The 26,831-nt window shown below is 57.6% G+C and carries 25 protein-coding genes and 1 pseudogene; 9 read left to right on the top strand and 17 right to left on the bottom strand.

Annotated elements, in window-relative coordinates; genetic code table 11:
* Nucleotides 1-2: 2 nt before the first annotated feature.
* A complete protein-coding gene (locus AC2FLZ_RS09115) occupies nt 3-728 on the bottom strand; it encodes a 16S rRNA (uracil(1498)-N(3))-methyltransferase (protein WP_496882097.1) in 726 nt (241 codons plus the stop codon).
* An 11-nt stretch (nt 729-739) separates the two neighbouring features.
* On the opposite strand from AC2FLZ_RS09115, the gene ubiA reads away from it, so the two are divergent.
* The 3 genes from ubiA to AC2FLZ_RS09130 all read left to right on the top strand — a co-directional run bounded on the left by ubiA (nt 740) and on the right by AC2FLZ_RS09130 (nt 4,008).
* Nucleotides 740-1,702 (top strand): 4-hydroxybenzoate octaprenyltransferase, encoded by a 963-nt coding sequence (gene ubiA, locus AC2FLZ_RS09120; RefSeq protein ID WP_209598711.1) that lies wholly within the window; start codon nt 740-742, stop codon nt 1,700-1,702.
* Between the two features lie 64 nt (nt 1,703-1,766).
* Nucleotides 1,767-3,686 (top strand): OmpA family protein, encoded by a 1,920-nt coding sequence (locus tag AC2FLZ_RS09125; RefSeq protein ID WP_480474925.1) that lies wholly within the window; start codon nt 1,767-1,769, stop codon nt 3,684-3,686.
* A gap of 1 nt (nt 3,687) precedes the next feature.
* On the top strand, nt 3,688-4,008 hold the full coding sequence (locus AC2FLZ_RS09130; RefSeq protein WP_267365430.1) for a hypothetical protein: 321 nt from the start codon (nt 3,688-3,690) through the stop codon (nt 4,006-4,008).
* 54 nt (nt 4,009-4,062) lie between these two features.
* Here the strand turns inward: AC2FLZ_RS09130 and AC2FLZ_RS09135 are convergent, their stop codons facing one another.
* Genes AC2FLZ_RS09135 through pgsA form a run of 3 tightly spaced genes read right to left on the bottom strand, consistent with a single transcriptional unit; the run spans nt 4,063 to nt 5,427 of the window.
* On the bottom strand, nt 4,063-4,506 hold the full coding sequence (locus AC2FLZ_RS09135; RefSeq protein ID WP_480474924.1) for a molybdenum cofactor biosynthesis protein MoaE: 444 nt from the start codon (nt 4,504-4,506) through the stop codon (nt 4,063-4,065).
* Between the two features lie 3 nt (nt 4,507-4,509).
* A complete protein-coding gene (moaD, locus tag AC2FLZ_RS09140; protein WP_480474923.1) occupies nt 4,510-4,755 on the bottom strand; it encodes a molybdopterin converting factor subunit 1 in 246 nt (81 codons plus the stop codon).
* Between the two features lie 3 nt (nt 4,756-4,758).
* On the bottom strand, nt 4,759-5,427 hold the full coding sequence (pgsA, locus tag AC2FLZ_RS09145; protein WP_480518324.1) for a CDP-diacylglycerol--glycerol-3-phosphate 3-phosphatidyltransferase: 669 nt from the start codon (nt 5,425-5,427) through the stop codon (nt 4,759-4,761).
* Between the two features lie 174 nt (nt 5,428-5,601).
* On the opposite strand from pgsA, the gene AC2FLZ_RS09150 reads away from it, so the two are divergent.
* On the top strand, nt 5,602-6,486 hold the full coding sequence (locus tag AC2FLZ_RS09150) for a DMT family transporter (RefSeq protein ID WP_480554261.1): 885 nt from the start codon (nt 5,602-5,604) through the stop codon (nt 6,484-6,486).
* On the opposite strand, the gene uvrC is transcribed toward AC2FLZ_RS09150, so the two are convergent.
* From uvrC to AC2FLZ_RS09180, 6 genes are all read right to left on the bottom strand, one after another.
* On the bottom strand, nt 6,483-8,345 hold the full coding sequence (uvrC, locus tag AC2FLZ_RS09155) for an excinuclease ABC subunit UvrC (RefSeq protein ID WP_496882098.1): 1,863 nt from the start codon (nt 8,343-8,345) through the stop codon (nt 6,483-6,485). The genes AC2FLZ_RS09150 and uvrC overlap by 4 nt on opposite strands.
* A 290-nt stretch (nt 8,346-8,635) precedes the next feature.
* Nucleotides 8,636-9,415: an SDR family oxidoreductase gene (locus AC2FLZ_RS09160; RefSeq protein WP_496714696.1), complete on the bottom strand. Its 780-nt coding sequence runs from the start codon at nt 9,413-9,415 to the stop codon at nt 8,636-8,638.
* Nucleotides 9,416-9,436: 21 nt separating this feature from the next.
* The gene (locus AC2FLZ_RS09165) at nt 9,437-10,399 is read right to left on the bottom strand and encodes a calcium/sodium antiporter (RefSeq protein ID WP_480518634.1); all 963 of its coding nucleotides are present in this window, start codon (nt 10,397-10,399) and stop codon (nt 9,437-9,439) included.
* 171 nt (nt 10,400-10,570) lie between these two features.
* The gene (locus AC2FLZ_RS09170) at nt 10,571-11,368 is read right to left on the bottom strand and encodes a S49 family peptidase (RefSeq protein ID WP_480554264.1); all 798 of its coding nucleotides are present in this window, start codon (nt 11,366-11,368) and stop codon (nt 10,571-10,573) included.
* Nucleotides 11,369-11,482: 114 nt separating this feature from the next.
* Complete coding sequence (locus tag AC2FLZ_RS09175) at nt 11,483-12,244, bottom strand: ABC transporter permease (RefSeq protein WP_209598717.1); 762 nt, start codon at nt 12,242-12,244, stop codon at nt 11,483-11,485.
* Complete coding sequence (locus AC2FLZ_RS09180; RefSeq protein ID WP_496714698.1) at nt 12,241-13,170, bottom strand: ABC transporter ATP-binding protein; 930 nt, start codon at nt 13,168-13,170, stop codon at nt 12,241-12,243. Before AC2FLZ_RS09180 ends, AC2FLZ_RS09175 begins: the two co-directional genes overlap by 4 nt.
* Before the next feature lie 170 nt (nt 13,171-13,340).
* Between AC2FLZ_RS09180 and AC2FLZ_RS09185 the strand changes: the two genes are divergently transcribed.
* Nucleotides 13,341-14,429: a CaiB/BaiF CoA transferase family protein gene (locus tag AC2FLZ_RS09185; protein ID WP_496714699.1), complete on the top strand. Its 1,089-nt coding sequence runs from the start codon at nt 13,341-13,343 to the stop codon at nt 14,427-14,429.
* An 81-nt stretch (nt 14,430-14,510) separates the two neighbouring features.
* Here the strand turns inward: AC2FLZ_RS09185 and hemE are convergent, their stop codons facing one another.
* Nucleotides 14,511-15,545, bottom strand: a complete 1,035-nt coding sequence (gene hemE / locus AC2FLZ_RS09190; protein ID WP_496862244.1) for a uroporphyrinogen decarboxylase — start codon at nt 15,543-15,545, stop codon at nt 14,511-14,513.
* A gap of 106 nt (nt 15,546-15,651) precedes the next feature.
* Between hemE and hemC the strand changes: the two genes are divergently transcribed.
* Nucleotides 15,652-16,617 (top strand): hydroxymethylbilane synthase, encoded by a 966-nt coding sequence (hemC, locus tag AC2FLZ_RS09195; protein WP_480554268.1) that lies wholly within the window; start codon nt 15,652-15,654, stop codon nt 16,615-16,617.
* Nucleotides 16,618-16,840: 223 nt separating this feature from the next.
* On the opposite strand, the gene AC2FLZ_RS09200 is transcribed toward hemC, so the two are convergent.
* From AC2FLZ_RS09200 to AC2FLZ_RS09225, 6 genes are read right to left on the bottom strand one after another with little or no spacing between them, the layout of a single operon-like run.
* Nucleotides 16,841-18,112 carry an aspartate aminotransferase family protein gene (locus AC2FLZ_RS09200; RefSeq protein ID WP_496882099.1) on the bottom strand — a complete coding sequence of 424 codons (1,272 nt, stop codon included), beginning with the start codon at nt 18,110-18,112 and terminating at the stop codon, nt 16,841-16,843.
* Nucleotide 18,113: 1 nt separating this feature from the next.
* Nucleotides 18,114-19,217, bottom strand: coding sequence for a mandelate racemase/muconate lactonizing enzyme family protein (locus AC2FLZ_RS09205; protein ID WP_480554269.1), 1,104 nt, complete (start codon nt 19,215-19,217; stop codon nt 18,114-18,116).
* Nucleotides 19,214-20,320, bottom strand: a complete 1,107-nt coding sequence (locus AC2FLZ_RS09210) for a mandelate racemase/muconate lactonizing enzyme family protein (protein WP_496714702.1) — start codon at nt 20,318-20,320, stop codon at nt 19,214-19,216. The genes AC2FLZ_RS09205 and AC2FLZ_RS09210 overlap by 4 nt, the downstream gene beginning before the upstream one ends.
* Nucleotides 20,317-20,895 (bottom strand): dimethylsulfonioproprionate lyase family protein, encoded by a 579-nt coding sequence (locus tag AC2FLZ_RS09215; protein WP_496882100.1) that lies wholly within the window; start codon nt 20,893-20,895, stop codon nt 20,317-20,319. Before AC2FLZ_RS09215 ends, AC2FLZ_RS09210 begins: the two co-directional genes overlap by 4 nt.
* Entirely contained in the window at nt 20,892-21,974 is a 1,083-nt protein-coding gene (locus AC2FLZ_RS09220; RefSeq protein WP_480604624.1) for an alcohol dehydrogenase family protein, read from the bottom strand. The genes AC2FLZ_RS09215 and AC2FLZ_RS09220 overlap by 4 nt, the downstream gene beginning before the upstream one ends.
* On the bottom strand, nt 21,974-24,427 hold the full coding sequence (locus AC2FLZ_RS09225; RefSeq protein WP_496882101.1) for an FAD-dependent oxidoreductase: 2,454 nt from the start codon (nt 24,425-24,427) through the stop codon (nt 21,974-21,976). Before AC2FLZ_RS09225 ends, AC2FLZ_RS09220 begins: the two co-directional genes overlap by 1 nt.
* Before the next feature lie 68 nt (nt 24,428-24,495).
* Between AC2FLZ_RS09225 and AC2FLZ_RS09230 the strand changes: the two genes are divergently transcribed.
* From AC2FLZ_RS09230 to AC2FLZ_RS09240, 3 genes and pseudogenes are all read left to right on the top strand, one after another.
* The gene (locus AC2FLZ_RS09230) at nt 24,496-25,383 is read left to right on the top strand and encodes a MurR/RpiR family transcriptional regulator (RefSeq protein WP_496882102.1); all 888 of its coding nucleotides are present in this window, start codon (nt 24,496-24,498) and stop codon (nt 25,381-25,383) included.
* The gene (locus tag AC2FLZ_RS09235) at nt 25,380-26,468 is read left to right on the top strand and encodes an aromatic ring-hydroxylating oxygenase subunit alpha (protein ID WP_496714705.1); all 1,089 of its coding nucleotides are present in this window, start codon (nt 25,380-25,382) and stop codon (nt 26,466-26,468) included. The genes AC2FLZ_RS09230 and AC2FLZ_RS09235 overlap by 4 nt, the downstream gene beginning before the upstream one ends.
* A 237-nt stretch (nt 26,469-26,705) precedes the next feature.
* A pseudogene (locus tag AC2FLZ_RS09240) lies at nt 26,706-26,831 on the top strand (carboxymuconolactone decarboxylase family protein); the annotation flags it as partial.

Here is a 26,831-nt window from a genome sequence, read left to right on the forward strand (position 1 = left end):
CCTTAAGTCCAATCCCCCAATGCCTGCTGCCACATGGTCAACGCGGCCACCGCCGCTGTATCCGCCCGCAGAATACGCGGGCCAAGACTGACCACATGCGCATAGGGTAAAGCCGACAACCGTGCGCGCTCAGCGTTGGAAAACCCGCCTTCCGGGCCGATGAGAATCGCCCAGGGGCGCCCTTTTTCGTGCGCTGCCAGCCGCAGGGCCGAGCCGACCTCGGCTTCGTTGCAGAACATCAACTGCCGACCTTCAGGCCAGGTCTTCAGCACGCGGTCCAGCCGCTGAAGGTCTGCCACCTCGGGCACGTAGGTTCCTCTGCATTGTTCAGCGGCTTCGATTGCATGAGCCTGAAGCCGGTCTTGCCGGATACGGTCTGCGTTGGTGAATTCGGTCTGAACTGGCAGGATGCGTGCCGCGCCCATTTCAGCTGCTTTTTCAACAATGAAATCGGTGCGCGCCTTTTTGATTGGCGCAAACAGGAACCACAGATCGGGGGGCAGCTGCAAAGGTTTGGTCTGCCTGATACAGGTCAGAGCGCCGCCACGCTTTCCGGACTCGGCGACCTCGGCCAGCCACTCGCCATCCTTACCGTTAAACAGCGCCACTGCTCCGCCAACCGGCAGTCGCATGACGCCAAACAGATAGTGCGCCTGATCGCGCGTCAAAGGAACCGATTGCCCCTGACCCAAGGGCTGCTCTACATACAGTCTGATTTTCGCACTCATGAGACCTACATATGCAAGGCAATGCCCCAACACCAGATGGTCAAGTCGCCGATGCCGTCACCGGCAACTGGGTCGACACCCATGCCCCAGCCTTTGCCCGACCGTATCTGCGGCTGAGCCGCGCGGACCGGCCCATCGGCACATGGCTGTTGCTGCTTCCATGTTGGTGGGGGCTGGCGCTGGCCATCCTGCATGACGGCCAACCGCGTTGGGAAGATCTGTGGATTGCCCTAGGCTGCGCATTCGGAGCCTTTTTGATGCGAGGTGCCGGTTGCACGTGGAATGACATTACAGACCGGGAATTCGACGCACAGGTTGAACGCACACGATCACGCCCGATACCGTCGGGGCAAGTCAGTGTCCGGCAAGCTGCGGCCTGGATGATCCTGCAAAGTCTTCTGGCGCTTGGCATTCTGCTCAGCTTCAATCAGGCGGCCATTGCCATGGGTGTGTTATCTTTGCTGCCGGTGACCGTTTATCCGTTTGCCAAGCGGTTTACCTGGTGGCCTCAGGTTTTTCTGGGTCTGGCCTTCAACTGGGGCGCATTGCTGGCCTGGACGGCGCATAGCGGGTCGCTCGGCTGGCCTGCTGTCACACTGTACCTGTCCGGCATCGCGTGGACCCTGTTCTATGACACGATCTATGCACATCAGGATACCGAGGATGATGAACTGGTCGGCATCAAATCCACCGCGCGCCTGTTCGGCACCGACACGGCGAAATGGCTGAAGTATTTTCTGGTCGCAACAGTATCGCTGATGGGGCTGGCCATTATTGATGCCGGGGTGCCTGACGCGTCGATTCTGGCGTTGGGGATCGCGCTTTGCGGTCCCTGGGCCATGGGCTGGCACATGATGTGGCAATTGCGCGGGCTAGATACCGAAGACAACGCCAAACTACTGCTGCTGTTTCGGGCCAACCGCGATACCGGCTTTATTCCGCTGATCTTCCTCTGCGTCGCCTTGCTGCTCTGATTGCACCCGCTGTACGGGGCCTGTAAAGATCGGCGCAAACGCCTGAGGAGTGCCAAACCCAAACATGCGTCTGCCGTATTTTATCGCTGTTTCCCTGATCTTTCTCGTATCAGCAGGCCTGTCGCTTCTGGCAGCCAGCTATGCCGTTACCGAGATCGAAGAATCATCAGAACTGGCTGTACGGCGCTCGCTGGACCTAAAAGGACATGATTGGGCCGAGGTCGAGGCCGATGGTTTGCGGGTGGTCCTGACCGGTACAGCGCCAGATGAGGCGACCCGCTTTAACGCTCTGACCGCCGCGGGAACCGAAGTTGATACATCTCGCGTAATCGACGAAATGGAGGTTATCGCAACTTCTGCCCTCGCAGCACCGCGCTTTTCGGTAGAAATCCTGCGCAATGACAGTGGAATCTCGGTGATTGGTCTGATCCCGGCCAGTGAGAACAGGGACAAGCTGATCCAACGGCTGGGCAATCTGGACAGATCCGTTGCCGTGTCGGACCTGATGGAAACAGCGGATTATCCAAAGCCCAAAGGATGGGATGCCGCAATTTCTTACGCGTTAGAGGCCCTAACCCACCTGCCCCGCGCCAAAATTTCCGCCAACCCGGATTTGGTCAGGATCACGGCAATTGCCAACAGTCAGCAAGAAAAACAAAAACTGGAACGCGACCTGACCCGTACGGCACCGCCCAGCCTGCGGGTTGGGCTGGCAATTTCAGCACCTCGCCCGGTCGTCACGCCTTTTACTTTGCGTTACCTGATCGACGAAGGAGGTGGGCATTTTGACGCCTGTTCCGCCCAGGATGAGAAGGCACGTGACCGTATCGTGGCCGCCGCGAAAAACGCGGGGTTGACGGGGTCTTATTCCTGCACCGTCGCCTTGGGCGAACCATCGCCACGCTGGCCAGAAGCAGCCGAGAAAAGCATTCAGGCGCTGTTCAGGATCGGCCAGGGTTCGGTCACCATTTCCGACGCAGACATTACCCTGATTGCTGCCGAGGGCACCGATCCTACGGTGTTCGACCGGGTTGTGGGCGAGCTTGAAACCGAGCTGCCTGCGGTTTTCGCACTGCACGCCGTTTTGCCAGAGCCAGAAACAACGAACGCAAACGGCCCGGTCGAGTTCTCGGCCACCCGCAGCCCTGAAGGGCTGGTGCAATTGCGCGGACGGCTGGGTGATGAAACTCTGCGCGACATGGTCGACAGCTACGCGCGCGCGGCCTTTGGGTCCGATCAGGTGTATACTGCCACCCGCATCGTTTCGGATCTTCCGGCGGACTGGCCAGTACGTGTACTGGCCGGTCTGGAGGCTTTGGGTCAGCTCCACAACGGCGTATTGACCGTAACACCCGATACGGTCGAACTGATCGGCCTCAGCCACGAAGAAGACGCCAAGGCCCGTATCGCAGGTCAACTGTCCGACAAGCTGGGCGAGGGGCAGGAATACACCCTGACCATCACCTATCAGCCCCCACCGGAACCCGAGGACGCCCTGCCCGACCCGGAAGTCTGCGAGGCCCAGATCGCCGAAATTCAGGCCACCGGTAAGATCGCCTTTGAGCCCGGATCGGCCACGATTGCATCAGACTCGCGCGATGTGGTGAACCAGATTGCGGATATCCTGCGCGACTGCGGTCCAATCCGTATGGAGATTCAGGGCCACACTGACAGTCAGGGCCGGGAAGAGATGAACCAACAACTCAGCCAGGCGCGGGCACAATCCATTCTGAACGAATTGCGCGGGCGGCGCATTCCTACCAGCAGCTACACCGCTGTGGGATATGGGGAAACGCAACCCATCGCTGACAACGACACAGAAGAGGGCCGGGAAGAAAACCGCCGGATCGAGTTCCGTCTGATCCGCCCTGAGCCTGTTGCAAGTACCAAAACAGGGCTTGAAGCGCTTGAGACCGAGGCTGCGACATCCGCAGAGGACCAAACCGACACGACCGCACCTGATGCGGATGCAGGGGACCAGTAAGTTGAACAGAACAGAATTCGTCATTGTCACTGCCATTATCCTGTTCGCGGCCTTCTGCATGGGCTGGTTTGCCAACTGGCTGGCGCACCGCCTGTCCCGCGTAAGTCAAAGCGATGTCGCTGATCTGGACCGGATGAGTCAGGAGTTGCACGAGGCCGAGGAAACCCGCGATCAGGCCATCACCTATTTGCAGCAACGTGAGGCCGAATTGACGAACCAGCTAACCCAGACAGAGGCCGAGCTGGCAGCCGCAATGGATGGCCTGCGGGCCGCGCGTCAGGAGGCCGAAGAACTGCGCGGACGGATCAACAACGCGGATTAAGCGCACGACCTTGCGCCGTCGCCGAAGTTTGCAAGAATAAACGGTCGCTAAGTACTACCACCGGGTCAGCGCGTCTTCGTCTTCGTCTTTGGCTGCGACCCATTCCGCACCAGAGTGGGTGATTTCCTTCTTCCAGAAGGGTGCGCGAGACTTCAGATAATCCATCAAGTATTCCGCTGCCTCAAACGCATCTTTACGATGCGGCGCAGCGGTGGCCACCATCATGATCCTGTCCCCCGGGGCCAGTCGGCCATGACGGTGAATCACCAGGACGTCACCCAATGACCACCGCTCCTTGGCTTCCCGGGCAATCTTGGTCAGGGCCCGTTCCGTCATACCCGGATAGTATTCAATCTCCATCACGTCCAGATCACCGCTTGCCAAGTCGCGCACAACGCCAGTGAAGGTGACAATGGCTCCGTTGGCATCATCCCCGGCGGCAAAAGCATTGGCCTCGGCCCCCAGATCGAATGCTTCCTGCTGAACAGCGATCCGCATGGGTCAGCCGCCTGTCATTGGTGGAAAAAATGCCACTTCCCGAACGCCCGACAGCGAGGCGTCGAAATCCGACAACTCCTGATCCAGTGCAACGCGCAGGGCGGACAAATCGGCAAATGCCGCGGCATAGCGATCTTCCCGCGCGCTCAACTCGGCCACCAGGTCATTGACTGTGACTGCCTGCGTCTCGACCTTTTCCTTTGGCAAGCCGATACGCTCGCGAACCCATGCAAAATACAGCACATCCATCCCTTAGATCTCCTTCAGATGTGGCATGGCTTTACGTAGGTAATCATAGCCGGTGATCAATGTCAGCGTCGCCGCAATCCACAGCAACCACAGCCCGATCTGGCCCGCCCAAAACATGCCATGGATGTTCCAGCGCAGGTGGTTCACATCTTCAACCTGGCCCGCGATGACCTGTTCTACCAGCGCAGCGTCCATGCCGAAACTCGCCATCACGGCATAGTGTTCAAAGATACCCTGCGAGAACAGCACGGCAATGGCGATCATCTGCGCTGTTGTTTTCCACTTAGCCAGCTTTGTAACCTTCAGCGTCCCCGCAACATCGCCCAGATATTCGCGCAGGCCCGAGACAAAAACCTCGCGGAACAAGATTACGGTGGCGGGTAGCACGAGCCATGGCGTCCAGTGTTCGGTCGAATAGCCAACCAGAATCATCAGCGCGATCACCACCATTGCCTTGTCGGCAATAGGGTCCAGCATCGCACCCATCTTGGTTTCCTGTTTCCACGCACGGGCCAGATAGCCATCAAACCAATCGGTGATCGCCGCCGACAGGAACAGGATCAAAGCGAACCAGTCCGCATAGGGCCGCGTGAAGTACAAAAACATAACGGCCAGACCGGGCGCAGCCAGCAGGCGTAGAACCGTCAGGATATTGGGCAAATTCCACTTCATGGCTTGGACCCTATATCGCCGGTTCAAGACAGAAAAGACAAACTGGTAAAAAACTACATCACTCACAACAGCTTGGTCAAAGCGCCGCAGGTCCGACGCTTTGGACCTTGTGCACTTGGCGTTTCACGTCTTTGCGGTCAGATTGCCCGTCAACTGCAAAGCGGAACGTACAGGATGACAGCGCATATTCAAACCGACGCCCGGTCGAACATGGTCGGCAGCCTGTGGATGGTGGCCGCAATGGCGGGCTTTGCGCTGGAGGATGCGTTGCTGAAAGCAGCTTCGACCGCGCTTCCGATCTGGCAGGTAATGGTGCTGTTCGGGACGGGCGGGTCCGTTATCTTTGCCGCGCTGGCGTCAGCTCGTGGAAAACGCCTGATGCACCCAGACGTTCTTTCCCGCCCGATGAAAGTTCGGGTGCTGTTCGAAGTCTTTGGTCGGCTGTTCTATGTGCTCGCCATCGCATTGACGCCCTTGTCCTCGGCCACGGTGATCCTGCAAGCGACGCCGTTAGTTGTGGTCGCAGGCGCGGCGTTGTTCTTTGGTGAAACGGTTGGTTGGCGGCGATGGAGCGCAATTTTTGTCGGTATGATCGGCGTCGTCATTATTCTGCAACCCACTGGAAACAGTTTTTCGCTGCTGTCGATACTGGCCGTGCTGGGTATGTTAGGGTTCGCAGGGCGCGATCTGGCCAGCCGCGCGGCCCCTGCCACGCTTGGAACCGAAGTTCTAGGGTTTTATGGTTTCCTCAGCATTATCTTCGCGGGCGTTGCCTATCAAGTGTGGGAAGGCCTGCCCATGACACCGGTTGGCCTGCACACCAGCCTGCATCTGACGGGCGCGGTTCTGATGGGCGTCATGGCCTATGCCTCGCTCATGAACGCGATGCGCACGGGAGAAGTGTCTGCCGTAACCCCGTTCCGCTATACCCGACTGCTGTTCGGTATTGGGTTGGGTATCGCCCTGTTCGGCGAAAGCCTGAACCGTACCATGTGGGTCGGCAGCGCGCTTATTGTAGCCTCGGGCCTCTATATCCTGTGGCGGGGGCGACAGGTCTAACCCTTGTCGTGGAAGAAATCATAGACTTTCTGAGCCAACCCGGCCGAGATCCCCTCGACCGCTTTCAGGTCCGCCAGATTGGCCCGGCTTACCGCTTTGGCGCTGCCGAAGTGAGTCAGCAAGGCGCGCTTGCGTGCTGCCCCGACACCTGGGATTTCATCCAGCGGAGTGGCACCAACGGCCTTGGCGCGTTTCGCACGGTGGGTGCCAATGGCAAAACGGTGCGCCTCGTCCCTTAGCCGTTGAATAAAGTACAAGACGGGATCGTTGCGTTTCAGCGCAAAGGGGCGCTGACCGATCCGGTGAAACTCTTCCTTGCCGTGGTCACGGTCGACCCCTTTGGCAACACCGACCATCGGAATGTCTTCGACCCCGTGAGCCTGCATGATCTCGTGCACAGCGCTGACCTGCCCGGCACCGCCATCGATCAGCAGCAGGTCGGGCCAATGCCCCTTATCCCGATCCGGGTCTTCTTTTTGCAGGCGGGTGAAGCGACGGTTCAGAACCTCTTTCATCATGCCGAAATCGTCACCCGGGGTCAGGTCATCGCCACGAATGTTGAACTTGCGATAGGCGTTCTTCATGAACCCGTCGGGCCCTGCCACGATCATGCCGCCAACAGCGTTGGTACCCTGAATGTGAGAGTTGTCGTAGACCTCGATCCGACCGGGCGGGCCGTCCAGATCAAATGCTTCGGCCACACCGCGCAACAACTTGGCCTGTGTCGCGCTTTCCGACATGCGCCGGGCCAGAGACTCTCGCGCATTGCGCAATGCACCTGCAACCAGTTCCTGTTTTTCCCCGCGCTGCGGCACGAGAAGCTCGATCTTACGACCGGCTTTTTCCGTCAAAGCTTCCTGCATCAGATCGGCGTTTTCGATCCCGTCCGACAAAATCAACTGCCGTGGTGGTTCCTTGTTGTCGTAGAACTGGCCAAGGAAAGCTTCCATCACCTCGGCCGGAGATACATCTGGTCCTACACGCGGGTAAAAATCCTTGTTGCCCCAGTTCTGGTTGGCACGGATGAAGAATACCTGAACACAGGCTTGCCCGCTGTCCATATAAAGGCCGATCACATCTGCTTCGGTCACACCACGAGGGTTGATGCCTTGTGCGGTCTGTACCTGCGTCAGCGCCCGGATACGGTCGCGCAGACCGGCGGCGCGTTCGAACTCCATGGCCTCGGACGCAGCCATCATCTGTTCGGCCAGTTCCTCCTGAACCTTGGTCGAGCGCCCCGACAGGAAACGTTCTGCATCCTTCACGCTTTCACTGTAATCCTGTTCCGAAATCAAACCGACACAGGGCCCCGAGCACCGTTTGATCTGATAAAGCAGACAGGGCCGCGTGCGGCTGTCGAACATGGAATCCGAACAGTTGCGCAGCAGGAATGCCTTTTGCAGCTGGTTCAATGTGCGGTTTACAGCACCCGCGCTGGCAAATGGTCCGAAATAGGCGCCCTTCTCCTTCTTGGCCCCACGGTGTTTCTTGATCTGCGGAAACTCATGATCCTTGGCGACCAGGATATTCGGAAAGCTTTTGTCGTCCCGCAGCAGCACATTGTATTTCGGTTTAAGCTGCTTGATCAGGTTCTGCTCCAGCAGCAGCGCCTCGGTTTCAGTTCTTGTGGTCAGAAACATCATCGAAGCGGTCGAAGCGATCATCTTCTCGATCCGGCCCGAATGACCCGGCCTTGTATAGTTCGACACCCGCGCCTTCAGGTTTCGCGCCTTACCCACGTATAAAACCCGACTGTCGGCATCCAGCATCCGGTACACCCCGGGTGAGCTGTCCAGCGTCTTTGCGTAGCGCTGAATGCAGGCATAACCGGTCAGGGACGATTCACTGTGGGTAGTCATGGGATTCCGATATGATTCTCTTTTACTGGCTGCAATCTTGCGGGCCTCAGATCAAGAGAAAACAAATCCACGATTCCTGTGGATAAGTGTGAAGATAAGTTTTCACAGCCATAGAATTTCCCTTGTTTCATTACCACTTCATTAACATGCACAAAAAATAGGCACATTTTCAAGATATTGATTTTTAACAATATTTTTTCACACATTTAGCAAGTGTATGAAAAAAAAGACATTTTTGTAACACGCGGGTAACACAAACGTGCGCGGTGCAAAACTTGCAGCGATATTGCTTATTCAACTCCCAGAACATCCGGCGTTTTCCACCCAAGGTGCTGACCGCCATCCACGCAAATAAGTTGTCCCGTTACCGCGTGCGCATCCAGAAAATACCCCATGGCGGCGGTGATATCCGATGGATTTGACCCGCGTTCCAGAACCGTATTCGATCTTTGCGCCTGGAAATGCTCGGCGCTTTGACGATGCCCCTGTACCGTCGGTCCGGGCCCAATGGCATTGACTCGGATTGCCGGGGACAGCGCCTGTGCCGAGGTACGGGTCAGCGTCCATAACCCCATTTTGGCGATGGTGTAAGACATGAACTCGGGTGTCAGCTTGCGTACGCGCATGTCCACCATGTTGATGATCAGACCGGTCGCAAGGGGTTCACCGTTTTCGTCTGTATCTGGGACCAGCCCCTGCCCGGCCATGGCTTGGGTCAAAACGAACGGTGCGCGCAGATTGCTGTCGAGATGGCGGTCCCAGCTTTGGCGGGTCGCTGTGTGAACGCTGTCATATTCAAAGATCGATGCGTTGTTTACCAGACAGGTGATCGGCCCACCCAGAGCCTCGGCTGCTTTGGGCAGCAGGTCCTGCACCTGTGCCTCGTCCAGCAGATCGGCCTGCAATGCCACCGACCGTCGATCCAATGCCTGTACCTCCGCCACGGTCTCGTGCGCGGGGCGTTCTGAGGACGCATAATGAACGGCGACATCATATCCACGACCCGCCAGATAAAGCGCCATGGCCCGACCCAGACGAATACCGGCACCGGTCACTAAAGCTCGGGTCATGCTTCACCTCGTTTCGTCAGATCACACCAGTAATACAGTGACATAAAGCGCATAAAGGAGGGTCAGCACCAGACCCCAAACGCGAGAGATATCCTGCTTGAAGACAACAAAGGGAACCAGAAGCAGTGATGCGCCCAACATGACCCAAAGGTCAAAATGCAGGAAACCGGGATCGACCGGGATACGCCCGAACCAGGTTGCGATCCCGATAATGGCCAGAAGATTGAACATGTTTGAGCCAATCACGTTGCCTAGGGCCACATCAGCCTGCCGGCGCAAAGCGGCCATGACAGTCGTTGCCAATTCGGGCAATGACGTTCCGACCGCAATCAAGGTCAGACCGATAACCGTTTCACTGACACCATAGTTCCGGGCGATGACCGTCGCATTTTCCACCAGCAGGTGCGCCCCCATCGGAAGACCCACAAGCCCGAGGATCAGGTAAACTGATACCTTCCAGTAAGGCATGTCAGGATCGGCTTCTTCCAGGCCGTCTAGATCGTCATCATCCGCACAGGCTTCGCCACAGGCCTTGCGGTGCGCCTTTGCTTCACGAAAGGCATTCGTCAGAACCAGGCCCAAAGCCGCCAGCAGGATCAGGCCGCTGACGACGGTGAATGTTCCACAAAACGCCAACCCTATGAACAGGGCCGTCGCCATCAGCATGAAGGCATAGTTCCTACGGCTGTCGCATTCGCTGGTATGGATCGTTGCCAGCATCGCTGGAAGACCAAGAACCAACAGGATATTGGCCGTGTTTGATCCGACAACATTGCCCAGCGCGATACCCGGTGCGTGTTCCTTGACGGCGCTGATAGCAATCAGCAACTCGGGCGCTGACGTGCCGAAGGCCACAATCGTAAGGCTGACGATCAGGGCTGGGACACCCAAACGCAGGCTCAGGTTCACTGCGCCCCGCACCAAGGCATCGCCTGCCAGCAACAGGATCAACAGGCCAAGACCAGACAGCAGCCACGTGGTGATCAAGCCCGGCCTCCTTTTTCACAGGCACAGGGGCCCTTTCCGATGCGGTACCGACCGCATCGCGGACATTTTGCCGAGCTTAGCCTTTTCTGCCCGGGAAACCGCAACTTGCCGAACATTGCCAATACGCCCATTGCGATCAGAAAAAGAGTGACAGCCTTTACGATCACGTCACAAACCGAAACGCGCGTAGGCTGCCCGCTCCTCTAACCCTGCGATGGCGTCCTGCGCCAAGCTGGCCCCAAACCGGGTCCAGATCGGTTTTTTCACGCCATAGCGGCGAAATTTGACCTTGTCGCCGAAACGGTCCTGCATCTTTGGCTTCAGATGTGCGATGCCGTCGATCAACCCCAATTCCTGCGCGCGACGCGCCAGCCAGACCTCGCCCGTGAACAGATCAGCTTCCTGATTCAGCTTGTCCCCGCGCCGATCTTTGACATGCGCAATGAAATTCTCGTGGATATCGCCCAACAACCCTTGCAGGCGGGCCACGTCCTCTTTCTTTTCCGGTGAAAACGGATCGAGCATGGACTTCGATTTCCCGGCGGTATGGACCCGCCGCTCAAACCCTTGCCGCGCCAGAAAGACATGCGCACCAAATCCAGCCGAGATCACACCGATCGATCCCAGTACGGAACTGTCATCGGCCCAGATCTCATCCGCTGCGGCGGCCAGCCAATACCCACCGGATGCAGCGACGTCTTCGACAAAAGCGATGACCGGCACGTCCAGTTCTTCGGACAAACGCCGAATGCGCGCACCGATCATTGAACTTTGGACAGGGGATCCGCCCGGTGAATTGATCTCAAGCGCCACGGCCGCAGGTTTTCCCTTGCGAAAGGCTTTCTCGAGAACCGGCGCCAGCGTGGCGTCGTTCAAAGATCCGCGCCCGGCCATTCCAATGGCGCCGGACAGGCGGACGATGGCCACACAGGGGTGATTTTTGACGAACGGCAGGCTGAGCTTCATGGGTGCCGATGTAGAGTGCCACCAACCCGTAAACAAGGGACTCTTCGAACCTTGAACGCGACGTGAACCAGATTCGCACACTCGACGGGCAAAAATGCAACGCCCCGGCGCGGGTTAGCTGCGAATGCGCCAGCCGGTTTTGAAGATCCAGCCAATGACCGCCAGACACACCCCAGTAAAGGCTATGATGGCCAGCAAACTCAGGGCGATGGGCACATCCGCAAGCCCGAAAAACGACCAGCGAAACCCTGAAATCAGATAGACGACCGGATTGAACAACGTGATCGTCTGCCACAAGGGCGGCAGCATCGAGATTGAATAAAACGTACCACCAAGGAAGATAAGTGGCGTAACCACAAGCTGCGGCACCAGTGACATCTGTTCAAAATTACTGGCCCATATGCCGATGATAAAGCCCAGCAACGAGAAGCTGAGACATGACAGGATCAAGAACGCCGCCATGGCAAAGGGGTGTTCGATCCGTATGTCGACGAAGAAGGTCGACGTGGCCAGAATGACCAACCCCACAAACAGTGCTTTGGTGGCCGCCGCACCGACATACCCAATCACGATTTCTATAAAATTCACCGGTGCCGACAACAGCTCGTAGATGGTGCCCAGAAACTTGGGAAAATAAATTCCGAAAGACGCGTTCGAGATCGACAGCATCACTACAGACAGCATGATCAAGCCCGGCACGATGAACGCGCCGTAGGATACGCCCTCGACCTCCTGAATTCGACTGCCGATGGCGGTGCCAAACACCACGAAATACAGCGAAGTGGAAAGAACCGGCGACAGGAAGCTTTGCGCCAGGGTGCGAAAGAAGCGGGCCATTTCGAACCGGTAGATTGCAGCAATTGCGGTCCAGTTCATGCCGCCTCTCCGGATACCAAATTGACAAATATCTCCTCCAGGCTCGATTGCCGTGTCTGCACATCGCGCAACACCAACCCGGCCTGCGACACGTCATTCAAAAGGGTCGTAATGCCTGTGCGATCCGCATGGGTATCGTAGGTATAGATCAGGCTATCCCCGGCGCCATTGAGGGTCAGATTGTGGTTGGCCAAATCATCGGGAATCTTGGCGATTGGCTCGGTCAGCATGACGACAATCTGCTTTTTGCCCATCTGCGCCATAAGCGTGTCTTTGTCCTGCACCAAAAGCAACTCACCCTTGTCAATGACGCCGACGCGATCCGCGATGGCTTCGGCCTCTTCGATATAGTGGGTTGTCAGAATGATGGTGACACCGTCCCGTTTCAGCTCGGCCACGATTTCCCACATATCCTTGCGCAGCTCGACATCCACACCTGCCGTCGGTTCATCCAGAAACAAAACACGTGGTTCATGCGCCAGAGCCTTGGCGATCAGCACGCGGCGTTTCATGCCGCCCGACAGCTCCTTGATGGGGTTCTTGCGCTTGTCCCATAGCGAGAGCTTGCGCAGAATGTCCTCGATCCGGGCGTTGTCTTTGCCCAGCCCAAACAACCCGCGTGACAGCCGAACTGTGTTCCAGACCTTTTCAAACGGTTCCAGCGCGATCTCTTGCGGGACAAGCCCGATCATCCTGCGCGCTGCGCGATAATCCGACTGAATGTCGTGCCCGCCGACTGAAACCGCACCGGATGTTGGCGTGGTTATTCCGCAGATCGTCGAGATCAGAGTGGTTTTCCCCGCCCCATTCGGCCCCAGAAGCGCAAGAATTTCGCCTTCTTCAATGTCCAGAGACACACCTTTCAGCGCCTCGAACCCATCGGTGTAAGATTTGCGCAGATCTCTGATGGATAAAATGGTCGTCATATCCGCTCCCCGTTCTGGCCCAGACCCTATCGCCCCGAACACAGGGATAACAGGCCCATTCCGTACCATGTGATGAACAACTGCCAAAAGGAAGACCGTCCTCGTCGGCAATCATCCGGCTTGCAATCCCGACACCAGCTAGCAAACTCTGCCGGGAACGGAGGGCCCTGATGCTGAACGGAATACGTGTTGTCGAACTCGAAGGTCTGGGCCCCGGCCCGTTTGGTGCCATGTTACTGGCAGATCTGGGCGCTGACGTGATAACAATCCACCGCAAAGGGGGCGCCGCAACACCGGGTATGCCGGAACGTTCCCTGCTGGACCGCGGCAAAAGATCCATCGCACTTGATCTGAAGGACGCCAATGATTTGGATATCGCGCTTCGCCTAATCGACACAGCCGATACGCTGATCGAAGGATTCCGTCCCGGTGTGATGGAAAAACTGGGGCTCGGCCCGGATGTCTGCCTGACCCGCAATCCAAAACTGGTCTACGGGCGCATGACGGGCTGGGGGCAGGATAGCCCGCTGGCCGACACGGCGGGGCATGACCTGAATTACATCGCCCTGTCCGGTGCGCTCTGGTATGCTTCGCATCCCGGCCATGCACCGCAGACCCCGCCAACGTTGGTAGGTGATATCGGCGGTGGGGCCATGTATCTTGTGGCGGGCATTCTGGCCGGGCTGATCAATGCACAGCGAACTGGCGCAGGTACTGTCGTTGATGCGGCAATCTATGACGGCTCAGCCCATATGATGAACCTGCTTATGACAATGCGCCAAACCGGCAACCTGTCTGAAACCCGGGGTCAAAGCCTGTTGGACGGTCCCCACTGGAGCAGCACCTACGCCTGCGCCTGCGGCGGCTTTATTTCCGTGCAATGCCTCGAACCAAAATTCTATAAGCAGTTTCTGAACTTACTGGGCCTCACAAACGATACCGAGTTTCAGCGGCAATACGACCGTGTTCTGTGGCCTTCGCTTTCACGCCGTCTAACCGACATCTTCGCCAGTCAACCGCGCGACCATTGGGAGGCCCTGTTTCGCGGAACAGATGCCTGCGTTGCTCCTGTCCTCAGCCCGGACGAAGCCCGCTCACACCCGATGAACCGCCATCGCAACAGCTGGCAGGATTTTGACGGCACGTTCCAGGCCGCCGCCGCCCCACGGTTTTCAGGCCATGACTGGACCCCGAAACCCAGCCCCAAGCGCGGCGAGCATACTAATGAGATCCTCGCAGAGCTCGACGGCCTGCGCTGATCCGTACTTCATCTGGCCCAAAATATCCCGGGGGGTGGATTGGCCTCAGGCCAAGAAGGGGGCTGGCCCCCTTTAACCTGCTTACTGCCCGCGTACCGTATCGATCATCAGCTGAACATTCTCAGGATCGGCATCCGGCGTGATCCCATGTCCCAGGTTGAAGATGTGCGGTCCCTTAGAGAACGCCTCGACAATCCGCCGCGTCTCATCCACCAGAGCCTGCCCACCGGTCACCATATGCGACGAGGCCAGGTTTCCCTGTACACAACCATCAATCTGTACATGTCTGGCGGCCCAATCGGGCGACACCGAATTGTCCAGCGCGACGCAATCCACACCCGTCGTCTTGGCAAACCCGACATACCCCTCCCCCGCCTCGCGCGGGAAACCGATCACCGGGATGCCGGGGTGACGCTCCTTGATGGCCTGTGTAATCACACGACACGGTTCCACCGCGTATTTGCGAAACGCGTCACCTTTCAGGGAACCCGCCCAGCTGTCGAAAATCTTGACCACCTCGGCCCCAGCGTCGATCTGAGCTGACAGATACTCAATTGTTGCCTCCGTGATGCGATCCAGAAGCGCCTCGAATAAAGCAGTATCGCTCTCTCGCAGAGCGTGAGCTGGTCCCTGATCGGGTGTTCCACGCCCGGCGATCATGTAGGTCGCGACCGTCCAGGGCGCGCCGGCAAACCCGATCAGCGCGGTCTCAGACGGCAATTCTCGCGACAGGAACCGAACCGTTTCATAAACGGGCGACAATGTCTCATGAATCGCGTCCACCGGCTTCAGCGCTTCAAACTCGGCTTGCCGCGTGATCGTCGACAAACGTGGGCCTTCGCCGGTCACAAACCACAGATCCGCACCCAACGCCTGCGGCACCAGCAGGATATCGGCAAACAGGATCGCAGCGTCAAACCCATAGCGCCGGATTGGCTGCAATGTGACTTCGGCGGCCAGTTCCGGGTTATAGCATAAAGACAGAAAATCCCCGGCCTGGGCACGGGTGGCCCGGTATTCCGGCAGATACCGACCCGCCTGGCGCATCATCCAGATTGGCGGCACATCCTGTACTTCACCCGCCAGCGCCCGCAGCAGCTTCTTTGTCTCGGCCATATTCGCCCCCAATCTTCCGGTTTTGGCAACGGGTCGTCCTTCGGCGGCAATTTGTCAAGCTCAGCCCCCATTGTCAGGGCAATGTGACGCGACTAAAGCTGTGCACATGACTTTGACCCTGCCCACTCCCGCATCGCCCCTCAGAATTGGCACCCGTGGTTCACCGCTGGCTCTGGCTCAGGCCTATGAAACCCGCCAACGCCTGAGCGATGCTTTCGATCTGCCCGAAGCGGCCTTTGAAATCGTCGTGATCAAAACAACCGGCGACAATCGCGCAATGATCGATGCGGATCGTCCCCTGAAGGAAATCGGCAACAAGGGCCTGTTCACCAAGGAAATCGAAGAGGCGATGTTGCGCGCTGAAATCGATATCGCCGTGCATTCAACGAAAGACATGCCTGTTGAACAGCCCGAAGGGCTGGTTCTGGACACATTCCTCCCGCGCGAAGATGTGCGTGACGCTTTCATCTCACCGCGCCTTAACTCAATCCACGATCTGCCCGAAGGGGCCGTTGTGGGCACCTCGTCTTTGCGGCGCCGGGCACAACTGCTGAATCGGCGGCCGGATCTGAAAGTGGTCGAGTTTCGCGGGAACGTGCAGACGCGGCTGAAAAAACTGGAAGCCGGGGTCGCGGATTGCACTTTTCTGGCCATGGCTGGCATTCGCCGTCTGGACATGGACGAGGTTCCAGCCAACGCCATTTCTCCGGATGACATGCTGCCCGCGATTGCACAGGGTACCATTGGCATCGAACGGCGCAGCAACGACATGCGCGCAGCTGAAATGCTTGAAGCGATTCATCACGCGGAAACAGGATGGCGGCTGGCCGCCGAACGCACCTTGCTGGCCGCGCTGGACGGGTCTTGCGAAACTCCGATCGCCGGTCTGGCAGAACTGGACGGAGACAACTTAAGGCTGCGCGGCGAAGTCCTGCGCCCCGATGGATCGGAAACCGTGAACAGAGATGTGACCGGTGCTGTCAAAGACGGGCCGGAAATGGCCCGCGCGATGGCGGCGGAACTGCTGGAACAGGCGGGTCCGGGTTTTTTCGATTGGAAAAAATCAAATTAAATTGAGGCAGTGTGAACTTGATCACTGTGGCTGCCAGGAATCTCAGGCATTAATGTGACATACCGATGAGGAAGTCGGGTCAGTCTCGAAAGTATCGAAAAGTTTTCAGATTGCCGGTGATTTAATCAGTATTCGAGGGGGCGAGGCTGACCCCCGACTTCCAAAGGTAGCGGGTCGCTGTTGAATTCAACGGCGACCCGTTTACGTTGTATACATCCAACCTTCAGGAAATGGCATCAACAGCGTGACGGACAGCGTGGCGGGTCTGTTCCAGATCCGCATCGGTGATCGCCAGCGACGGATAAAGCTTGCCCGGAGACTTGAAGATTCCATGGGCGCGCAGCACCGCATTGTAAGTGGCGTTACGCTGTTGATCATCATGGTTTGCACTGCGATAATCACGGCATTCAGCGTTGGTGAAATAGATGTCAAACAAAGTCTCGTCACCGCAAATCCGATGCGCGATGCCCGCTTCATTCAAGGCGTCCGACTGAATCTGCTGCAAGTGTTTTCCAATTGCGCGCAAACGCTCATACGCGCCGTCACGCCGCAGAATCTCCATCGTCTTCAGACCAGCTGCCGAGGCGACCGGATTCCCTGATAGGGTCCCCAACTGCATCAGCCAACCTTCTTCCCCGACCTTCGATTTATCGAAATGCTTCATGATCTCGACGCTGGCACCGAGCGCAGCCAGAGGGAAGCCACCGCCCGTGATCTTACCCAAAGTGCAGATATCCGGTGTGACCCCGTATCGTTCCTGCGCCCCGCCATAAGCCAGCCGGAATCCGGTGACAATCTCATCAAAGATCAACAGCACACCATGTTGATCACACAGGGCTCGAAGGCCCTGCAAATATCCTGGTATTGGCGGGATAATCCGTTGTAAAGGCTCGACCATAATCGCGGCAACGTCGTCATTTTCATCCAGCAAAGCAGCGACGGCTTCCAGATCGTTAAAGGGCGCGATCAGCATTTGCTCGGCCACGCTGTCGGGGATACCGGCGCTGTCGGGAACTGCCTGCGGGAAATTGACTCTGCGGCTTGGGGCAAGGCTCATCTGCGCCTCGGCGCTCATACCGTGATAACCGCCTTCAAACTTCAGGATCTTGCTGCGCCCGGTATAAGCCCGCGCCAGGCGAATCGCATACATGTCGGCTTCGCCGCCCGACGCGACAAAGCGCACCTGCTCGCAGCAGGGAACGGCGTCGATGATCGCTTCGGCCAGTTCGATGCCCTTGCTGTTGTTTGCAAAAAACGTCATCCCCTTGGGCAGCTGTTCCAATACGGCTTCCATCACCTCGGGGTGGCCATGGCCCAGCAGCATCGGACCCGACCCGATCAGAAAATCGACATATTCGTTGCCGTCCTCGTCCCAGACTCGGCTGCCTTCACCACGGGCGATGATGATTTCGGGATCAAAGTTGCCAAACCCCCCGGCGGGCAGAACGTCATTCGCGCGTGCAATCCACTCGGATTGTGTTCGGATTTTCAGCATCTCAGTCGATCTCCATAATTGGGGTGCCGAGAATATCGAGGTCCGGCACAACACCTAAACCCGGACCTTCGGGCGGAGCAATCCGGCCGTTTTCACGAATTGGTGCATCAGGACACAGATGTGGGGCCACGTAAGAAGACAAGTCGCACGTGTTCATCAGAGAACCTTTCGGCGTTGACGCCGCAAAGTGAAGTGAAGCCGCAGTAATAATATCAGACCCCCATGTGCATTCCGCGCATATCTCGGCGCCCAGATGCACGGTCAGATCCCGAGCACGACGCATTGCCGACAATCCGCCGAATTTCGAAAGTTTCAGCGCCACTGCATCCATGCACCCCAGTTCATGCGCACGCATAAGCGAGGCAAGATCAAAGGCACTCTCGTCGATTTTCATCGGAAGACCGGTAGCCTGACGGACAGCGGCACAGTCTTCCAGCGTTTTGCCGGGCTGTTCCAACATCACGTCCAGATGTGCCACCGCACGCCCGGTTCGGGTCGCCTGCAAGCGCGATGCCCCACAATTCCAGTCACCATATACCAACGGCCCGGTTCCCACGGCTTCGCGCACTTTGATCAACCGTTCGGCATCCGCCTGCCAATCTCCCTCGACGCCCAGCTTGACCTGAAACTGGCGGATGCCGGTTTGAAAAGCGGATTTGGCAATGCGCGCCATCTCGTCCGGTGCAATGCAAGTAATTGAATGATAGAGTGGCATATTTGCCTGCGTTCGCCCACCCAACACCGCATAAACCGGCAACCCTGCCGCCTGACCGAACAGGTCCCAAAGCGCGATATCGACGATTGATTTCGCGTATTGATGCCCTTGCAATAGCCCGTCCAGCTTGCGCATTGGGGCGTCTATACCAAAAGGAGTGATCCCGAGGATTTCAGGCCCCATCTCAGCAATGGCTCCCGGCACCCCATCCGCATAGGCCGGCAGGTAATGCGGGATCGGGCAGACCTCACCCCATCCCCTGTGACCGGTATCCGTTTCAAGGCTCAGAATATGGGATTTCACAGTGGCACAAGTCTTGCCGTCAGCCATGTGGTACGTTTCGTGACTTGTCAGATCGACAGACCAGAGCGTTATCTTGTTGATTTTCAAGCGTATACTCCCACTGGATCACCTAATGTGCTTTCATCCGGATGAACGCCAAGTCCAGGCTCTTCTGGCAGGTGCAAGTGGCCATCAACATTCCGAGGCCCACGCCCCCCGGCAATATCGACCGTGATCATGTCCTGACAGGCCCATACTGCAAGGCAGTTGTTATCCGGGATGGTCGCGGCCAGATGCAATGCTTCGGTATCGGCCAGAACCGTACCGCCAGTGGCCATTACGAACATGTCTATCCCATGGGCCAATGCGATATCCCGAATGCGCGCAGCCTTGGTCAGCCCGCCGACGCGGTTCAACTTGATCCCGAAAATCTGAGTCAGACCATCGCGGGCGATAAGGGCCGCATCCTGCAAAGTCACAAGGCTTTCGTCCACTGAAACGGGCGACGAATGAAGCCCCGAGATTGCAGCAATGTCATCCAGCGTCTCACAAGGTTGTTCGAACATGACATTAAGTTCCGCGCAGGTGCTCATCACACGCAACGCTTGCTGACGCGTCCAGCCTCGATTGACATCATAAAGAACGATCTCGCCGGGTCGCCGAATACTCTCGACATCGCGAACACGCGCGATGTCCCGTTCAACGTCACCGCCGATCTTTACGGAATGGGCGATGTAGCCCCGCTGGCGATAACGCTCTATGACCGCGCGCGTTTCGTCGACGGTTTTCGCCCCGACCGAGGACGCAATCGGGCGCGGTGTCCGCGATCCACCCCCCATCAGATCGGCAATCGGCACGCCCGCCGCCTGACCCGCGATATCCCAGCAGGCCATATCAATTGGGCTTTTGGCATAAAGGTGCCCGGGCAAGGCAAGATCCATCGCCCGTTCCACCTCCAAAACCCGTCGCGGATCCAGGCCCAGAATGAACGGCGCCATCGTTTCAATTCCAGCGCGGATACCCGGTCCATGCGCGGGCACATAGGTATGGCCCCATGGGGTCCCTTCACCCCAGCCAACAAACCCCGCATCGGTCTCGATTTTCACGAGTGTCGCGTCAAGGGTTTCGAATTTCAGCCGCCCACCAGACAACCAATATGGATGCTCAAGCGGGAGATCGATGTTATATACAGTGATAGCTTTGATCTTCATGCGATATCCATCCGGGGCAAGTCACCCATGCCTTCACCGCGCCACAGGACATAGGTCAGGATCGGCTGATCTGTGGTGACCATGGCATGACTTTGCCAACTTGCGTGCAAGCGCGTTTGATTGGCACCAATATGAGTTTCGTCCCCATCGACCTTGAACAACGCACCTCCGCCAAGAACGAGGTAGAGTTCTTCGGCCTGATGGCTGTGCCAATCGTAATTCAGGCCAGCCCCCCAATACGCGATGTAGCCGCGCAGCAGGGTCGAGTGAAAATGTCCGGTTGGACCGAACAGCTCATAATAGCCGTATCGGTTCAGGAAATCCGCACCAACTTCGTCTTCAGTGTAGGTGTGTTTCCAATGTGCCAGATGCGCCGTCGCTTTGACCGCCGTGATCAGGTCACGGGTTGGCGCGTCTTCAACAAGGTCGAAGGCTGCCACCAGTCTCGTTGCGGGAATGGGTGCGGGATCCAACCCCGTCGGGGTCAGATTACCCGGCCAAGACGCGAACGCAGCCAGATCCGGATGCGCATGGTGCATTTGCCGGGCAGCTTTAAGAACATCGTCAAGCGTCATGGCATCACCACGATGTTGCCGGCGTGCTCTTTCGCAATGAACGCGGCTTGCGCATCTCGGAGATCCTCCAACGGGTATGTCGCGGCAAGCGCTGGCTGGATCTCACCAGCCTCGATGTATGTTACGAGGTTCTTCATGACCTGAGGGTCAATGACGGTCGAACCGGTGAAGGTCAGGTCGCGCAGGTAGAATGTGCGCAGATCAAGTTCGACGATCGGGCCTGCAATTGCGCCCGAACAGGTATAGCGGCCACCCCGTTCCAATATGTCGATCAGGTTCGGCCAGTATGGTCCGCCCACGACATCTGCGACCACACTGATCTTTTCTACGCCCAGCGCCTCGCGCAGGTTCGCAGGAGCGCGTGGCAGAATGACGTCAGGGCCAAGCCTGGCCACGTCCGCGTGTTTGGATTCGGATGCCATCGCGATCACCCGTGCGCCGCGCCGTTTGGCCAGTTGCACAAGCGCACCGCCCACACCGCCGGAAGCACCTGGAACCAAAACCGTATCCTCGCCGGTCACATTGGCACGGGTCAACATGCCTTCGGCGGTGGAGTAAGAGCAGGAAAAAGTTGCCAGTTCAGCATCCGTCAGGTTCGAGGTGATTGCCACAGCATTCACCGCCAGAGTTGTCGCGTATTCGGCAAAACCACCATCCCGTTCCGAGCCGAAATAACCAGTCTTGTCCATATTGTCGGGTTCCACCGGGTCGCGCAGCCAGCCATCCGTGATAACACGCTCACCAATACGCCCCCGGTCAACACCGTCGCCGACGGAAACGATATGCCCGCAGATATCGGCCCCTTGAATTCGCGGAAAGGTGATCGGATTACCGCCCCAGGTGGGATCTTCTTCGCCAACCTCTTCAAACGCACCACCGGTCGTTGCGGCTGAGACCGTCTTAGAGTACCAACCCGACCGCGTGTTGACGTCCGTATTGTTCAGGCCACATGCCGCAACCTTGATCAGCACTTCACCCTCCGCAGGTTCAGGACGCGGCCAGTTATCGTGCCAAACTATCTGCTCTAAACCTCCATGGCCCATCGTGACCATGGCTTTCATTGTGGTGGGCAGGTTCATCAGGCGGTCTCCACTACTGCGTCTATGCGGGGCAGCAGGCTGTCTGGATCGTAGGCGGGCTTATCCAGTACTCGGGCCGGACGCGGCTTGCCGTGAATCACGACCTCCAATTCGGTTCCCGCTTTTGCTGCTTCGGGTTTGATGTATGCAAAGGCCAATATCTTACCGACCGTGTGACCGAACGCGACCGAAGCCGTCGAGCCTATGACACGCCCGTCCAGCATCACCGCCTCGCCTCCATGGCCGTCAATTTCGCCATCCGGCTCGATTTGCAGATAGGCACATATCCATGGCAAATCGGTGTTCAGCGTCTTGTCCCTGCCCAGGTAGTCCTTGCCCGTACGGGCAAAGCGCAGCGCGTCAGCTTCGGCCAGCGTGACCTCGTTGGTCAGCTCACCTGCCCCTTTGAAGCCCTTCTCCATCCGCATCACGTTCATGGCGAAACTGCCATAGTCTGCGATGCCATACGCCTCGCCCGCAGCCCATAGCGCATTGTAGACATCAAGGCAGGCGGCGTTGGGCATATGCAGCTCCCAACCCAGTTCACCCGCATAAGACATGCGAAACGCCCAGAGTTTATGACCGGCAATCGTGACCTCTTGCGCCGACAGCCAGCGGAACCCGGCATTGCTCAGATCGGTATCCGTACAGCGCGCCAGAACTTCGCGTGATCTGGGGCCGTTCAGCGACAAGGCAGACCAATCAGAAGACAGCGCGGTGATCTGCACATCTTCACCCTTGCGCTGATGCGCCAAATGATCAAGCAAACGCTGTTCGAAGAACGCAGCACAGACCAGATAGAAGCGGTCTTCGGCCATGCGGACAATCGTAGTCTCCAACTCGATCCGGCCACGGCGGTTCAGCATATGGGTCAGTGTGATCGAGCCAACCTTTTGCGGCATCCTGTTAGCAGTCAACCGATCCAGCAGAGTATAAGCATCGGGCCCCGATACTTCGACTTTGGTGAAGGCAGTGACATCCATGATCCCGACACGTTCCCGCACGGCTTTGACCTCGGTCGCGACCATATCGTCGGCAGGAGTGCGGCGGAAGGAATAGTGATCGCGTTGTTCCACGCCATCGCGGGCGAACCAGCGGGGGCGTTCGAAGCCATAGACCTCTTCATGTACCGCGCCTTTTGATTTCAACAACTCATACAGTGGCGACGGCTTGATCGGACGCCCTGCAAGTCGATTGAAGTGTGGAAACGGGATTTCGTGACGTAAGCAATAATCTTCCTCGGCCTTGATCACCTGCCAGTCTTTGCTGGCATAGCTGCCAAAGCGGCGCGGATCGAAATCCCGCATCGAGATATCGGCAGCCCCATGCACCATCCAGCGGGCCAGTTCACGGGTCAGACCCGGCCCCCAGCCGATGCCGATCTGCGTCCCGCAACAGCACCAGTAATTTCGCACACCCGGCGCAGGACCGATCAAGGGGTTGCCGTCCGGCGGATGTGATATCGCCCCATGCACATCACGTTGAATGCCCAGTTCGGAAAAAATCGGCATCCGGTTCAGACTTTCCTCAAGCCATGGCATTACCCGGTCATAATCCGCGTCGAACAACCAGTTCTCGTACTCCCAAGGGCAATGATCATGCCAGACCGAGTTCGGATTCTCTTTCTCGTATATTCCGATCAGGCCGCGCTGCTGCTCCATCCGGATATAGCCCGAGACTTTGCGGTCATCGCGGATCACCGGCAGTTCCTTGTCCAAGTTCTGGAATTCGGGCACTGGCTCAGTCACGAAATAATGGTGCGTCATTGACGTCATGGGCAGTTGCAGCCCGGACCATTCGCCCATCTGGCGCGCGTAGGTGCCGCCCGCGTTCACCACATGCTCACAGATGATGGTGCCCTGTTCGGTCTCAACAATCCATTCGCCGTTTGCGCCCTGCGTGATGTTCGTCGCCCGGCAGCTGCGGAAGATGCGCACGCCCTTCTGGCGTGCCCCGGCTGCCATCGCCATGGTCACATTGGTCGGGTCCACATGCCCGTCATCCGGTGTATGCAGCGCGCCCAGAACACCTTCGAGGTTATAAAACGGATGCAGTTCAGCCACCTTCTCGGGACCGACAAGTTCGATATTGAAACCCAGCGACCGGCCCACCGACAGGGTATGGCGCAGCCAATCCATCTCATCCTCGGTATATGCGAGACGGAACGAGCCGCAGCCATGCCATGTGACAGGCTGACCTGTCTCGGCCTCAAGCAGGCCGGAATACAAACTGATGTTGTAATCGACGCATTTGCCCAGACCAAAGCTTGAGGTTGAATGCGTAATCTGCCCTGCCGCATGCCATGTACTGCCGCTGGTCAGCTCGGCCTTTTCCAGCAGAACAGTCTCTTCGCCCCAGCCTTCATGGGCCAGATGGTAGGCCAGACCAACGCCCATGACGCCGCCTCCGACGATGACCACGCGTGCGTGTGACGGCAGTTCATTCCCGGACATGATTTTTCCTCTTCCCGAGTCGCTTTTCTGCTCGACAGGCTAATTCCACATTTGTACCATCGTCAATCATGATTGACACAAATGTATCATCAACTGTTCTGGACCGCCTGACCGAAGAGTGGGACGCCCTGACCCCTGAGGCGCAGAAAGCCGCGCGTTACGTTCTGGAGAACCCTACGGATGTAGGGGTCTCAACCGTGCGCGAAATTGCCGAGGCGGCAAAGGTCAAACCCAACACATTCGTGCGCATGGCACGGCAAGTGGGGTTTGAAGGGTACGAAGATTTTCGCGAACCCTTTCGCGACGCGATCCGAAAAGGGCGCGTGTCGTTTCCAGACCGTGCCAGATGGCTTCAGGACATCGGCAAATCCGGTGAATTGGGCGGCCTGTATGCCGATATGATCGGCGCCGCGATCCGGAATATCGAGGAAACATTTGCAGGGATCGACGCGAACCGCCTGAAATCTGCTGCCGAAGTCATCTGGAATTGTCGCCAGATTTTCACACTCGGCGTGGGCGTCAACAATTCCAACGCGCGCAACTTTACCTATCTGGCTTCGACCGGGATGAAGCAGTTTCATGCAATCCCCCGCCCCGGTTCAACCCCGGTAGACGATCTGGCATGGGCGGATGAACAGGACGTGCTGATTGCGATCACCTGTCATCCCTACCGAACCGAAGTGATCGAGGCGGTCAAACTGGCACGTCAGCAGGGCCTGACTGTCATAGGTATCTCAGACAGCCCGGCCAGCCCTGTGATCCGGAACGCCCATCACGGGTTTGTCGTCGCAGCAGATACGCCGCAGTTTTTCCCATCATCCGTTTCGACCATCGCGCTGCTGGAAACGCTGCTGTCTTTCGTGATCGCCGTATCCAGCGACGAGATCGTCGAACGGGTCGAACGTTTCCATCGTCGCCGCCATCAGCTTGGCATCTATGCGGAGGAACCCGAATGAATGTACCCCTGACCCATTCACTGGACGCGCGCTACTATACGGATCCCGCCATTTTCGAGAAGGAGATACAGGGGCTTTTGGCCCGAACATGGCAGTTCGCAGGCCATGTCGCGCAGGTTCGGGAAACAGGGGATTACTTTGCTTTTGAGATCGCCGGGCAAAACCTGTTCTGCATTCGCGGACGCGATGGCGAAATTCGCACTTTCTATAACGTCTGCCAGCACCGCGCGCACGAAATGGTCTCGGGCGCAGGAAACACCCGCGTCGTCGTCTGCCCTTACCACGCGTGGACTTACGAGTTGTCCGGCCAGCTGCGCGCGGGTCCAAATATCAAATCCGTCCCCGGATTTGACCGCAGTGCAATCTGCCTGACGGCGGTCCGGACCGAAATCTTCAATGGGTTCATCTTCGTCAATCTCGACGAAAACGCAGCCCCGATGGATGACTGGTATCCCGGAGTGCGGCAGGAAATCCGTACATTTGTCCCACATATCGACGAGCTTGAGCCGCTGGAATGGGTCGAGATCCCTGAACACTGCAACTGGAAAGTCAGCGTCGAGAATTATTCGGAATGCTATCACTGCCCGACCAACCACCCGACTTTTGCTGAAGGTGTCGTCAAGCCCGAAACCTACGACATCCAACCCGATGCAGGCGGCGGTTTCGTGCTGCGCCACACGACCGAATGTCAGAGCCTCGACAAGATGACTTACCCTATCGACTTGTCGGTGCCTCATGCGGGCGAATACCAATCGTGGTTCCTGTGGCCTATGTTTTCGTTCCAGTGCTACCCGGGCAATGTGCTGAACACATATCACTGGCGCGCAAGTGACACGGATCACTGCACCGTCTGGCGCGGTTGGTACACCGAAGGTGGTTCGGAAAGCGCGGTGATCCTGCAACTGGCCGTTCAAGACAGGGAAACAACGGTCGAAGAAGACATCCGGCTTGTGGAATCCGTGCATCGCGGCCTCAGATCGCGCGGTTACCGCCCCGGCCCGCTGGTGCTGGATCCGGGTTGCGGTGTGATGTCTGAACACTCAATCGCGAAGTTGCAACAATGGATGCGCGAGGCCGTGGAATGAAACCCGCCCCAGGCAGACATAACCTGTTTGCCCTGCCCTTGAGCGGATAGATCAACCACGCTGATGCCCAAGGAATGGCACCTTTGCGAAGTCGACCGGTCCTGGCCTAAAGCCACGTAGGTATATCGAGATAATGGACCATCCACACCGGTTAAAACAGATGTGCCACTGGATAATTTCGCACTACGATCCCGCATACAACCACCACCTGACACGCTGACAAACCGGAGACCCGCAATGGCCGACTTATTTGACGAAGACCTGTTCCTGAAAGGGTTGGAACAACGGAAGAATACACTGGGCGCGGACTATGTGGAAAAGAACCTTGCAGCAGCTGACGATTTCACCCGCCCGTTTCAGGAA

Source organism: Ruegeria sp. YKSF131, from assembly GCF_059612645.1.